Origin of the sequence: Alkalilimnicola ehrlichii, assembly GCF_003399765.1 — a bacterium.
Taxonomy (GTDB): Bacteria; Pseudomonadota; Gammaproteobacteria; order Nitrococcales; family AK92; genus AK92.
The window spans coordinates 84,029-97,014 of sequence record NZ_NFZV01000001.1 but is presented as its reverse complement, the minus strand read 5'-3'; the positions used below and the strand labels follow the sequence as shown (position 1 = coordinate 97,014).

Below are 12,986 nucleotides of genomic sequence, written 5' to 3'. Positions count from 1 at the left end.
GACCGCCGGTCATAAACGGCTCCGGCATAAGAGCCTTGGCCGGTCGCTGTATCGGCCGCCGCAGTGGCCGGCAGTACGCTTAACCGGGCATGAGAGCCCCAAACCGTTACAGAGTGTTCAACAGCCTTTTGGCATAACACGACGGACATGGGCTCCAGAATAAGTTACGCAACATCCGGGTTGGTCCCGGCATGGACGCTACGAGTATAACAGGGCAACAGGGGGCAACGGTTAACTGATCGTGATTTTTTGTTTTTCACGTCTTGACCTATAGTTGCGCATATCATTGAATGTGATTACGCAGCTATCTCTCGCAAGCCGACAACCTATAAGGAAAATAAAGTGGGCCTGTTCGGAACTAAGCGCACACCGGATTTCGGCATTGATATTAGCTCCACCGCAGTAAAACTGCTCGAATTGAAACAACAGGGCAATCGTTTTCGAGTCGAACATTACGCGGTCGAACCTCTACCTCCCAATGCTGTTGTAGAAAAGCATATCGCCGACGCCGACGCCGTTGCCAAGGCCATCCGCGTCGCCGTCAAGCGCGCCGGCACAAGCGGCAAGATGGCGGCGGTGGCGGTGCGCCTTCGGCGGCTATCAGCAAGATCATCACCGTCCCGGCGACTCTCACCGGTGCCGACCTTGAGGGGCACGTCGAGCTACAAGCCGACCAGCACGTGCCTTACCCCCAGGAAGAGGTCAACATCGACTTCGAAATCCTGGGCCCCTCGGAGCATCCCAACGAGGTCGATGTTCTACTCGTTGCCTCGCGCCGCGAGAATGTCGAAGTTCGCATCGGCGCCCTGAAAGACGCCGGCCTTATGGCGCGCGTCGTCGACGTCGAAAGCTATTCGACGGAAACGGCGGCAACCCTCATCAGCCAACACCTTCCAGCCAAACCGGCAACTGTCGCCGTCATGGATATTGGCGCCACCCTTTCCACATTAACCGTTATCGACCGCGACCGGATTATCTATACCCGTGAACAGGTCTTTGGCGGTAAGCAGCTCACCGAAGAGCTAATGCGGCGCTACAGCCTGTCGCAGGAAGAAGCCGAGCGCGCCAAACGCAATGGCGGCCGCGGCTTACCCGACGGCTACGAAGAAGAAGTCCTCATTCCGTTCAAGGAAACCATGGCGCAGCAAGTAACACGCTCGCTACAGTTTTTCTTCGGCTCAGGGCAACACAACAGCGTCGACCACATTCTGGTGGCAGGCGGTTGCGCAGCCATTCCCGGCGCCGTCGAACTTATCCAAGAAGAAACAGGGACCCCCACCTCCGTAGCCAACCCCTTCGGCAGTATGACGGTGGCCCGCCGCGTCCCGACACAACGACTCACGGAAGATGCCCCTGCACTGCTGACAGCATGTGGGCTGGCGATGAGGAGCTTTGACTAAAAATGACTAGGATCAACCTCCTGCCTTGGCGCGAGGAAATACGCAAGGATAATCGCGACCGCTTTCTAGCCATGCTTGGCGGAGCGGCCGTGGCTGGCGTAATCATCTGGTTTGCCGGCCACGCTTACTACAACCACGAGATCGGTTTCTGGGAAAGTCGTAATACCCAACTGCAAGGGGAAATCAACGCACTCAACCGAGAAATTGCGCGCATCCGCGATTTAGAGGCCACCAAAGAAAGCCTGATTGCACGCATGAATGTGATTCAGGACCTTCAGCAGGGCCGGCCCCAGATCGTCCATTTGATGCACCAACTAGCCGACACCGTACCGGAAGGCGTCCATCTGACCCGGATTCAACAAAACAGCAACAGCCTTACCATCAGCGGTATAGCCGAGTCGAACGCACGCGTTTCCACCTACATGGAGAACCTCGACAGCTCCGACTGGCTCGCCGAGCCGAGCCTGGACGTCATCCAGGTGCGCAGCCGCGACAACCGGCGCGTCAGCGAGTACACCCTGCGGGTAAAGCAAACCACCCCTAACGACGAAGAAGGAGCCGAATAATGGATTTACGCTCCCTCAACGTCGACCTCTCGGATCTGAACAACGTTAATGTTCAAGAACTCGCCAACGGGCCATTGCCCGTCAAGATTGCCCTTGCCGTAGTACTTGCCGCCTTGATCGTTGCGCTGGGATGGTGGTTCGGCTGGCGAGATCAAGCGGCGCAGTTGGAACGCGTCCAGATGCGAGAGCAAGAATTGCGCAGCACCTTCGAGCTGCGCGCCGAACGGGCAGCCAACCTCGAAGCCTACGAAGAACAACTCGAACGGATGCAGGCATCTTTCGGCACCATGCTGCGGCAACTACCGAGCCGTGCCGAAGTGGCCAAACTGCTGGTGGATATATCCCAAACCGGGCTCTCAGCCGGCCTTGAGTTCGAGCTGTTTCAGCCGGATCGCGAAGTACAGCGTGACTTTTACGCCGAGCTGCCGGTCCGCATCCGCGTGCGTGGCGATTATCACCAGTTTGGCGATTTTGTCAGCGGCGTAGCCAACCTGCCACGCATTGTGACACTGCATAATTTGGATATTCGGCCGACCGATAACGAACTGACAATGGAACTGACGGCCAGAACCTACTGGTATCTGGAAGAGGATAGCGGACGATGAAACGGGATAAGTACCGCGTCCGGGGCTTCGGCCGCAACGGTAACATCACGCCTTCTTTTTTGGGGGTGCTGCTGGCAGCTTTATTGTTGAATACGGGCTGCATGCGCGATGCCGATAACCTCGACGACTATATCCGGGAAGTGAAGCAACGCCCCGGCGGCCAAATCGAACCTATTCCGGAGATGCGCCCTTTCGAGTCTTTCGAGTACTTCTCGGTCGGGCTACGCGATCCGTTCGCACCGCCCCAACCGGCGGTGAGCAGCCGCCGCCCCACGGACGGACCGAGACCGGATCCGCATCGACCGCGAGAACATTTAGAAGAACATCCGCTAGACTCATTGCGGATGATGGGCACTATTGAGCGGGAACGCACGTTATGGGGCCTAATTCGCGATACCTCGGGCACCGTACACCGGGTTCGCATCGGGAACTATGTGGGCCAGAATCACGGCGAAATCGTCGGGATCAGCGAAAACCGCATAGAAGTTCGAGAACTAGTAAGAGATGGACAAGGCGGCTGGATCAGAAGAGACGCCGCGCTGGCAGTAAGGGATTGACCTTGGGGGTAATAACGATGCAAAGAAGAACTCATTCCAGCGCTTGTTGGCTGACACTGATTCTGCTGCTAATAGGTTTCGGCTCCTCCCACGCCAGCGCCAATTCGCTGACTGGGATCGACTACACCACCTTATCCGGCAACGCAGTACAGGTCACCTTCACGCTAGCTGAACCGATCGATGCGCCGGAACCGTTTTTGGTGGAAAACCCGGCGCGCATTGCCTTCGATTTACCCGATACCCGCAACGCACTGTCCGAGCGGGGCTTGCGTATTGGTGTCGGCGCGGTAGAGGGCGTCTCTACCGCCGAAGCTGGCGGACGTACTCGCGTTGTGATTCGCCTAGCCCAAATGGTTCCTTACGACATCAGCGCGGAAGGCAATGAAATTCAGTTAGTCATGCAGCCACCCCGCTCCCAAGGCGGTAGCTCGACGGCCGAACGCCAGCGCACCGCGGCGCGCGCCGGCGACGGCATCACCGACATCGACTTCCGTCGCGGCCCGGACGGTACCGGCCGAGTCATCCTAGAACTCGCCGACCCCAACATTCCGGTCGACCTTCGCGCCGAAGGCGATCGCGTAGTGGCTAATTTACTTAACACCCGGATTCCGCAACGATTGGAGCGACGCCTCGACGTCACGGATTTCGCAACTCCCGTGCAAACCATCGACACGCGCCAACGGGGCGACAACGTGCGCGTTGTGATCTCCAATGCTGGCAATTTCGATCACATGAGCTACCAAAGCGGCAGCCGCCTGACTATCGAAGTACAGCCGATCACTGAAGAAGAGCGCGCCCAGCGCGCCGAGCAGGAATACAGCGGCGACCGCTTGTCGCTTAACTTCCAGGACATCGAAGTTCGCGCCGTACTCCAGCTGATCGCCGACTTCACCGGCCTCAATGTGGTGGTCAGCGACAGTGTCGGCGGCAGTATGACCTTACGCCTACAAGATGTTCCCTGGGATCAGGCGCTGGATATTATTCTGCAAAGCCGCGGCCTCGATAAGCGCCAAACCGGCAACGTCATGCTGATCGGCCCGGCCGAGGAGATTGCCGCCCGCGAACGTCAGCAGCTGGAGTCCCAGCAGCAAATTCGCACTCTGGCACCGTTACGGGCGGAATTCATGCAAGTGAACTATGCCAAAGCCAGCGACATTGCGAGCTTGATTCGCAGTGGCGAAACGTCGTTGTTATCCGAGCGCGGCTCGGTCACGCTGGACGAGCGCACCAATACGCTCATCGTTCGCGACACCGAAAGCAACCTGACCGACATCCGCAACCTGATCGCCCAGCTCGACGTGCCGGTACGCCAGGTATTAATCGAATCGCGCATCGTTATCGCCAACGACGATTTCACGCGCGATTTGGGCGTACGTTTCGGCTACACCCGCAGCGGCGATGTCGGCAGCGACCATACGGGCACCATAGGCGGTACCCGCGGCTCCAACATCGGCCTGGGTGCGGGCGACTTCAACGTCCCGGGCGGCCTGCTGGTCGACATGCCCGTCGAAGGCCAGCGGGGTTCCATTGGGGTTGCCGTCGGCCGCATCGGTACCGAGCTGTTGCAACTTGAGTTGTCGGCAATGGAAGTCGAAGGCCGGGGCGATATCGTCTCCAGCCCGCGGGTCATTACGGCCAACCAGCAGCAAGCCTCGATCGAGCAAGGCGTCGAGATTCCCTACGAACAAGCCACGGCCAGCGGCGCCACCAGCATCGCCTTCCAGAAAGCGGTTTTAGGCTTGGAGGTAACCCCGCAGATCACCCCCGACGACCGGGTTCTGCTCGATCTGCATGTCAGCAAAGACAGCCCCGGCGCGAACACCCCGGCGGGGCCGGCGATCAACACCCAGTCGGTCACCACGCAAGTGTTGGTGGATAACGGCGAGACGGTCGTACTGGGCGGCATTTACGAACGTACCAATACCGAAGGCGTTCGCCGCATTCCCTTCTTCGGCGAACTACCGTTGGTGGGTTCTTTGTTCCGCTCGACCTCGCGGGTCGACAACCGCAGCGAGCTGCTGATCTTCGTAACGCCGAAGTTGCTCAGCGAGTCCTTGAGCGTCAATCAGTAACGCCCGCTGGCGGGACACGAGAAGCCACCCTACTCGGGTGGCTTTTTTGTTTATCTCGCTCTTGCAGGGTGGTGTGGTGCGCTTCGCTCGGCTCATACAGAAGGCGGAATAACCGCCCCAGCCCTCTCCCCGCAAACTTGCGAACTACGTTATAGTGAGCATCGGCATGAAGTAGTCGATATAGCCATGGAATCCGATCGTATATTTCTCGTAGGCCCCATGGGGCAGGTAAAAGCACTGTTGGCAAGCGGCTGGCGCAAACGCTGGGGCTTGAGTTTGTCGACAGCGACCGCGCTCTGGAAGAACGCACCGGCGCCCGTATTCCGTTGATTTTCGAGTTAGAAGGGGAAACAGGCTTTCGCCAGCGGGAAGCGGCTATCATCGACGAATTGACCCAACAACCAGGGCTTGTGCTCGCCACCGGCGGCGGCGCCGTCGTCACACCAGCCAATCGCCGCTATCTGGCCGAACGGGGGACCGTGGTCTATCTGGAAACATCGGTCGACCGACAACTGGCTCGAACTCGGCACGATAAGAACCGTCCGCTGTTACAAACGGCTAACCCGCAAGCACGTTTAGCGGAGCTGCTGGCCCAACGCGACCCCCTGTATCGGGAAATTGCCGACATCATCGCCAACACCGATCACGGCAAACCGAACACCGTGGTCAAAGCCATCGTTAGCCAATTGAAGTCATCACCCCAATCTAGTTATGGTCGGACATAGGCCTTTAGCGAATATGAAAACCCTAACCGTCGAACTCGGCGAACGCAGCTACCCTATTCATATCGGCCCGGACTTGCTGAGCCGCCCGGAATTGCTGACACCCTACATCCCCGGCCAACAAGTCTTGATCGTTAGTAACGAAACCGTCGCTCCTCTCTATATGCAGCGCGTCGAAACAGCGCTTTCTGCGTTTCAGGTTTCTAAACTGATTCTACCGGACGGCGAGCGCTACAAAACGCTAGATAGCGCCTTACAAATTTACGATGCGCTGTTGGCGCAGCGGATGGATCGGCAGACGACTCTGATTGCCCTCGGCGGTGGCGTGATCGGCGATTTGACCGGTTTGCCGCCGCAACCTATCAGCGGGGCGTGCACTTTATTCAAATCCCGACGACCTTACTCGCCCAAGTGGATTCCTCGGTCGGCGGCAAAACCGGCGTCAACCATCCGCTCGGCAAGAATATGATCGGGGCCTTTCATCAACCCCGCTGCGTACTCGCCGATACCGACACGCTGCTCAGCCTGCCGGAGCGGGAACTCAAGGCCGGCATAGCGGAGGTGATCAAGTACGGCTTGATTCGAGATCGGGCCTTTTTCCAATGGCTACAAAACAACATTGAGGCGTTGCTTGAACGCAACCCGGAAGCCCTGGCCTACGCAATTGAGCAATCCTGCCGCAACAAAGCCGAAGTCGTGGCGGCGGACGAGCGTGAGGCCAATCAGCGGGCGCTACTCAATCTCGGCCACACCTTCGGCCACGCCATCGAAACCGAAACCGGCTATACAAGCTGGCTACACGGGGAGGCCGTCGCTACCGGCATGGCAATGGCGGCCCATATGTCCCACGAGCTGGGCTGGCTTGACGAAGCGGAGCAGCGGGCGACCGAAGCGTTGCTGGCCGCAGCCGAACTGCCGCTTACGCCACCGCCGATGACGCCCGAACGTTTTCTGGAGCTGATGGCAGTGGATAAGAAAGCGCTAGGCGGGAAATTACGCTTGGTCTTGTTAAAGGCCATCGGCAACGCCGTTCTAAGCGCCGATTTCGAGCCCGCGGCACTGAACCGAACGTTAAATCACTATAGCCGAACCGCTTCCGCATGAGCGAACCTACCGCCCCTTGGATGCGCACGCTACAGGTCTATGCCGCCGACCCCACCCACAGCCGGGGGCGGCGGGTTCCCGAGCCGGCACCGGAATACCGTAGCGAGTTTCAACGCGATCGCGACCGGATCATCCATTCCACAGCCTTTCGGCGGCTGGAATACAAGACCCAAGTTTTCGTCAATCACGAAGGCGATCTGTTCCGTACACGCTTAACGCACACGCTCGAAGTTGCGCAGATTGCTCGCACCATCGCGCGGGTACTAGGCCTTAACGAAGATCTGACCGAAGCCATCACACTCGCCCATGACTTGGGCCACACCCCCTTCGGCCATGCCGGCCAGGATGCGCTCAACGACTGCATGCGTCCCTACGGCGGCTTCGAACACAACCTGCAATCGTTACGGGTTGTCGATGAGCTGGAAGAGCGTTATGCGGAATTCGCCGGCCTCAATCTAAGCTTCGAAACCCGCGAGGGCATTCTGAAGCATTGCTCGAAGAAGAACGCAAGGCAATTGGGGGCCCTCGGCGAGCGTTTCATAAACGGCACGCAACCCAGCCTAGAAGCGCAATTGGCCAACTTAGCCGACGAAATCGCCTACAACAGCCACGATGTGGACGACGGCCTGCGTGCCGGTTTTATTACCGTCGAGGAAGTCAAAGCAACGGCGCTCTTAGGAGAACTGTTCGAGCGAGTGCACCGAGAGCACCCAACGCTTCCCGCCCGGCGGGTCATTTATCAAGTCGTACGGCACATGATCAGCCTGCAAGTCGCCGATCTTATCGAAGCCAGCCGTGCGGCCATCGCCAACGCCCAGCCGGGCAGCATCGACGACGTCCGCGCCCAGTCCAAGCCGTTGCTCCGATTCAGCGACGCTATGCGGCATCGCCACACGGAGCTTAAACAGTTCCTGTTCCGGAACCTTTATCGCCATCATCGGGTCAATCGAATGAACGCGAAATCCAAACGCATTATTCGCGAACTCTTCGATGCCTTCTTCAACTCGCCAAACTTACTGCCACCCCAGCAGCAAGAGCGAGCCGACATTCTAGAAACCCAAACCGGGGAGGCCGGCCGCGCACGAGCCGTCGCCGATTATATTGCGGGTATGACGGACCGTTTCGCCATTGACGAGCATGAAAAATTATTCGATCCGCGGCGCCTTACCTAACCGGGATTCCGACACTCTGAATAGCCAGCTTAAGGAAACACGCCTCCCCCCTTACCATTTGCCCTTTAACTACGCCGCCGACCGGTCGTTTTTCGAAACCAAAAACCCTTCACATAACACAGGTTTGAACGCATCTTAGCAAAACTGTATACTGCTCGGCCCTTTGTCCTCGGTCAGGGGAGGGTCGCTCATGGCCAAACGTGGTCCAGCGCCCTATAGGAGCAGCGAATCACGCCCATTTAGGCGACTTTCAATGACCGTTCCCAATAACTCAGAGGCTTTATTCCCCGTGAGTTACGCAAACAGCAAAAAGCCCGGTCTGTATCGGCCAAGTTTCGAAAAGGATAATTGCGGCTTCGGCCTAATCGCCCATATGGACGGTAAGCCGAGCCACTGGCTGGTAGAAACCGCTATCCACGCCCTGGCGCGCCTGACTCATCGCGGCGCGGTTGCCGCTGACGGCAAAACCGGCGATGGCTGCGGTCTGCTCATGAAAAAGCCGGACAGCTTCCTGCGCACGGTAGCCGACGAACTCGGCTTCGCCCTGGCGCAGAGCTATGCGGTAGGGTGCGTATTCCTCAGCCAGGACAATACGCAGGCGGAAAAAGCCCGCAGCGTACTCAACCGCGAACTAGAAACGCAGGGGTTGACCGTCGCCGGCTGGCGTAGCGTCCCTACCAATGAAGAGGCCTGCGGCGAAGAAGCGCTCAAAACCCTGCCGGTTATCGAGCAGGTGTTCGTTAACGCCCCCGACGGCATGGACGAGGCCAGCTTCGACCGCCACTTGTTCATCGCCCGCCGACGGGCCGAGAAGGCGCTAGAGGCGAGCGACGAGACGTTCTACGTCCCGAGCCTGTCCAGCCAGGTCATTTCCTATAAGGGCCTGATCATGCCGGCCAATTTGCCGGTATTCTTCCCGGACCTGCGCGACGAGCGCCTGGAGTCCGCTCAATGCGTATTCCACCAGCGCTTCTCGACCAACACCTGGCCGCAATGGCGCCTGGCACAGCCATTCCGCTTCCTCGCCCACAACGGCGAGATCAACACCGTGCAAGGTAACCGGAACTGGGCCAATGCGCGGGCGGCGAAGTTCGAAACCGAGCTGCTGCCGAACATGGACGACATCCGGCCCCTGGTGAACACCGAGGGCTCGGACTCCTGCAGCTTGGATAACATGCTCGACATGATGCTGGCCGGCGGCATGGACATCTTCCGTGCGCTACGGCTGCTGATTCCGCCGGCATGGCAGAACGTCGACTCCATGGACGCCGATCTGCGTGCGTTCTACGAGTACAATTCCATGCACTGCGAGCCGTGGGACGGCCCGGCCGGTATCGTGCTCACCGACGGCCGCTATGCCGCCTGCTCGCTGGACCGCAACGGCCTGCGCCCGGCCCGCTACGTCATCACCAAGGATCGCCACATCACCTTGGCTTCCGAGATCGGCGTTTATGACTACACGGCCGAGGATGTGGTCAGCAAAGGCCGGCTCAAACCGGGCGAAATGCTCGCTGTCGACACTCAGACCGGCGATTTGCTGCTGCCGCGCGACATCGACGCTCGCCTCAAGAGTCGACAACCGTATAAAAAGTGGTTGCAGGAGCACGCCGAGAGCCTGTGTTCCAACCTGCAGAACGAAGACGGCCCGGAACCGATGGAGCCGGCACAGTCCCGCACCTATCAGAAGCTGTTCAACGTCAGCTTCGAGGAGCGCGACGAAGTAGTCCGCGTACTGGCCGAGTCCGGCCAGGAAGCGGTCGGCTCGATGGGCGACGACACGCCGTTGCCGGTACTGTCCAAACAGATTCGTTCGCTGTACGACAACTTCCGCCAGCAGTTCGCACAGGTCACCAATCCGGCCATCGATCCGCTGCGCGAGCAGATTGTTATGTCGCTGGAGACCTGCTTCGGACGTGAGCGCAATCTGTTCGAGGAAACGGAGGCGCACGCCAAGCGCCTAATTTCCGACTCGCCTGTGCTCTCGCATGCCAAGATACGAGAACTGCTTAGCAAAGACGACCCGGATTACGCTGCGCAGGTCATCGATCTTAACTACGCGCCTAAAGAGGGCCTGAAGGCTGCGATCGAACGGATCTGCGAAGAAACCGTCGCCGCCGTACGTGCCGGCAAGGTCATCATCGTACTGTCGGACCGCAACGTCGACCGCGACCGCCTGCCGGTACACGCCCTGCTGGCCACCGGCGCGGTACATTATCGTTTGGTCAACGAAGGCCTGCGTTGCGACTGTAATCTGGTAATCGAAACCGGCACCGCCCGCGACTCGCACCAGATCGCAACCCTGATCGGCTACGGTGCCTCGGCGGTTTATCCGTACCTAGCCTACGAGTGCATTGCCGACTTGATTCGCACCGGCACGCTGAAAGGCGCGCCGCTGGTCGAGCTATGCCGGAACTATCGGAAAGGCATCAACAAGGGTCTGTACAAGATCCTCTCGAAGATGGGTATTTCCACGATCACCAGCTATCGTGGCGCCCAATTGTTCGAGATCGTCGGCCTGCACGACGAAGTCGTCGAGCTGTGCTTCAACGGCACCACCAGCCGTATCCAAGGCGCGAACTTCCAGGATCTGGAAAGCGACCAGCAACAGCTGGCCCAAGAAGCCTGGCAAGCCAGCCGCGGCCTGCGCCAAGGCGGCTTGCTGAAATTCATGCACGGCGGCGAATACCACGCCTATCATCCGGACGTGGTGCGCTCCCTGCAGGAAGCGGTGGAAACCGGCGATTACGAAGTCTACCGGCAGTTCGCCGACATGGTGAACGAACGCCCGGCGGCGACGCTACGCGATTTGCTGCGAGTGAAACCGGCCGGCGATAGCCTGTCGCTCGACGATGTCGAACCGCTCGAGCAGATACTGCCGCGTTTCGACTCCGCCGGCATGTCGCTTGGCGCGCTCTCCCCCGAGGCGCACGAGTCGCTGGCGATTGCTATGAACAGCATCGGCGCACGCTCCAACTCCGGCGAAGGCGGCGAAGACCCGTCCCGTTACGGCACCGAGCGCATGTCGAAGATCAAGCAGATTGCCTCCGGCCGCTTTGGCGTAACGCCGCATTACCTGGTCAACGCCGAAGTACTCCAGATCAAAGTCGCGCAGGGCGCAAAACCGGGCGAAGGCGGCCAGTTACCGGGCCACAAGGTCAACGACCTGATCGCCCGGTTGCGCTTCTCGATGCCGGGCGTGGCGCTAATTTCGCCGCCTCCGCACCACGACATCTACTCGATCGAGGACTTGGCGCAGCTTATCTACGACCTCAAACAGGTCAACCCGGCTGCACTGGTCTCGGTCAAGCTGGTCTCGGAAGCCGGCGTCGGCACGATCGCCGCCGGTGTGGCGAAGGCCTATGCCGACCTGATCACCATCGCCGGCCACGACGGCGGCACCGGCGCGAGCCCGCTAACCTCGGTTAAATATGCCGGTTCGCCGTGGGAGCTTGGCCTGTCCGAAACCCACCAAGTGCTGCGCATGAACAACCTGCGCGACAAGATTCGCCTGCAGACGGACGGCGGCCTCAAGACCGGCCTCGACGTCATCAAGGCGGCGATTCTCGGCGCCGAGAGCTTTGGCTTTGGCACCGCGCCGATGGTGGCGATGGGTTGTAAATACCTGCGCATCTGTCACCTTAACAACTGCGCCACGGGTGTTGCCACCCAGCAGAAGGTGTTGCGCCTTAAACATTACATCGGCACGCCGGAGCGGATTGCTAATTACTTCCGTTTCGTCGCTCTCGAAGTCCGCGAGTGGTTGGCCAAGCTCGGTGTCCGCAGCGTAGAAGAATTGATCGGCCGCACCGACCTACTGGAAGTGCTGCCGGGCGAAACCGAGCGCCAGCAGCGGCTCGATCTCAGCCCGATTCTGTCCGACGGCGGCGCCGACCCGACGCAGCCGCAGTACTGCATCACGCCGCGCAACGTACCGTTCGACCGCGGCGAGTTGGCCGAACAAATGGTGGCCGACACGCTGCCGGCGATCGAGAACAAGAGCGGCGGCGAGTTCCACTACCACGTACGCAACGACAATCGTTCGATCGGCGCACGCATTTCCGGCGAGATCGCCAAGCGGCACGGCAACTACGAGATGGAAGACACCCCGATCGTGCTGCGCCTGAACGGCTCCGCCGGGCAGAGCTTCGGCGTCTGGAACGCCGGCGGCCTGCACATGTACCTCAACGGCGACGCCAACGACTATGTCGGTAAAGGCATGGCCGGCGGTAAGCTGGTGATTCGGCCGGAAGAAGGCAGCAACTTCAAAACGCAGGACACCACCATCATGGGCAACACCTGCCTGTATGGTGCAACCGGCGGCAAGCTGCTGGCGGCCGGCACTGCGGGCGAACGGTTTGCGGTCCGCAATTCCGGCGCCTATGCGGTTGTCGAAGGCGTGGGCGACCACGGCTGCGAGTACATGACCGGCGGCATGGTCTGCGTGCTAGGCTCGACCGGGCTGAACTTCGGCGCCGGCATGACAGGCGGCTTGGCCTTCGTGCTCGACTTGGATAACACCTTTGTCGACCGCTACAACCACGAACTGATCGACATCCACCGGATTCAGTCCGAACACATGGATGCGCACCGTAACTTCCTGCGCAACATGATCCGTGAGTTCGTTGCCGAGACCGGTAGTACGTGGGGTCAGGAAGTGTTGGATAACTTCCGCGACTACGTGGGCAAATTCTGGCTGGTCAAACCCAAGGCGGCGGATATCAAAACGGTGCTCGACACCTTACGACAAGCTGCCTGATCGAAAGCGCGGAGGCGGCCGATGCCGCCTCC

8 protein-coding genes and 2 pseudogenes are annotated in these 12,986 nt (G+C 59.5%); all 10 read left to right on the top strand.

All coding sequences use genetic code 11. The annotated features are described in order from the left end of the window. The first annotated feature begins 342 nt into the window (after window positions 1-342). A pseudogene (locus tag CAI21_RS00435) lies at window positions 343-1,400 on the top strand (pilus assembly protein PilM). Between the two features lie 2 nt (window positions 1,401-1,402). Next, window positions 1,403-1,966 (top strand): PilN domain-containing protein, encoded by a 564-nt coding sequence (locus CAI21_RS00430; protein WP_116300477.1) that lies wholly within the window; start codon window positions 1,403-1,405, stop codon window positions 1,964-1,966. Continuing rightward, complete coding sequence (locus CAI21_RS00425) at window positions 1,966-2,571, top strand: type IV pilus inner membrane component PilO (RefSeq protein ID WP_116300476.1); 606 nt, start codon at window positions 1,966-1,968, stop codon at window positions 2,569-2,571. The genes CAI21_RS00430 and CAI21_RS00425 overlap by 1 nt, the downstream gene beginning before the upstream one ends. Continuing rightward, complete coding sequence (locus CAI21_RS00420) at window positions 2,568-3,128, top strand: pilus assembly protein PilP (protein WP_116300475.1); 561 nt, start codon at window positions 2,568-2,570, stop codon at window positions 3,126-3,128. Before CAI21_RS00425 ends, CAI21_RS00420 begins: the two co-directional genes overlap by 4 nt. Window positions 3,129-3,145: 17 nt before the next feature. Next, window positions 3,146-5,200: a type IV pilus secretin PilQ gene (gene pilQ, locus CAI21_RS00415; protein WP_181919196.1), complete on the top strand. Its 2,055-nt coding sequence runs from the start codon at window positions 3,146-3,148 to the stop codon at window positions 5,198-5,200. A gap of 186 nt (window positions 5,201-5,386) precedes the next feature. Further along, window positions 5,387-5,530 (top strand): hypothetical protein, encoded by a 144-nt coding sequence (locus tag CAI21_RS24425; RefSeq protein ID WP_258868868.1) that lies wholly within the window; start codon window positions 5,387-5,389, stop codon window positions 5,528-5,530. Next, the gene (locus CAI21_RS00410; RefSeq protein ID WP_258868885.1) at window positions 5,464-5,925 is read left to right on the top strand and encodes a shikimate kinase; all 462 of its coding nucleotides are present in this window, start codon (window positions 5,464-5,466) and stop codon (window positions 5,923-5,925) included. Before CAI21_RS24425 ends, CAI21_RS00410 begins: the two co-directional genes overlap by 67 nt. A 13-nt stretch (window positions 5,926-5,938) precedes the next feature. Further along, window positions 5,939-7,026 (top strand): annotated as a pseudogene (aroB, locus tag CAI21_RS00405) (3-dehydroquinate synthase). Then, entirely contained in the window at window positions 7,023-8,198 is a 1,176-nt protein-coding gene (locus CAI21_RS00400) for a deoxyguanosinetriphosphate triphosphohydrolase (protein ID WP_404840841.1), read from the top strand. Before aroB ends, CAI21_RS00400 begins: the two are co-directional and overlap by 4 nt. 253 nt (window positions 8,199-8,451) lie before the next feature. Further along, entirely contained in the window at window positions 8,452-12,954 is a 4,503-nt protein-coding gene (gene gltB, locus CAI21_RS00395; RefSeq protein ID WP_116300473.1) for a glutamate synthase large subunit, read from the top strand. Window positions 12,955-12,986: the final 32 nt, after the last annotated feature.

Bases quoted from the DNA above. Each gene is read 5' to 3' on its own strand.
- CAI21_RS00430 (WP_116300477.1), top strand. From the start codon at position 1,403: ATGACTAGGATCAACCTCCTGCCTTGGCGCGAGGAAATACGCAAGGAT.
- CAI21_RS00425 (WP_116300476.1), top strand. From the start codon at position 1,966: ATGGATTTACGCTCCCTCAACGTCGACCTCTCGGATCTGAACAACGTT.
- CAI21_RS00420 (WP_116300475.1), top strand. From the start codon at position 2,568: ATGAAACGGGATAAGTACCGCGTCCGGGGCTTCGGCCGCAACGGTAAC.
- pilQ (WP_181919196.1), top strand. From the start codon at position 3,146: ATGCAAAGAAGAACTCATTCCAGCGCTTGTTGGCTGACACTGATTCTG.
- CAI21_RS24425 (WP_258868868.1), top strand. From the start codon at position 5,387: ATGGAATCCGATCGTATATTTCTCGTAGGCCCCATGGGGCAGGTAAAA.
- CAI21_RS00400 (WP_404840841.1), top strand. From the start codon at position 7,023: ATGAGCGAACCTACCGCCCCTTGGATGCGCACGCTACAGGTCTATGCC.
- gltB (WP_116300473.1), top strand. From the start codon at position 8,452: ATGACCGTTCCCAATAACTCAGAGGCTTTATTCCCCGTGAGTTACGCA.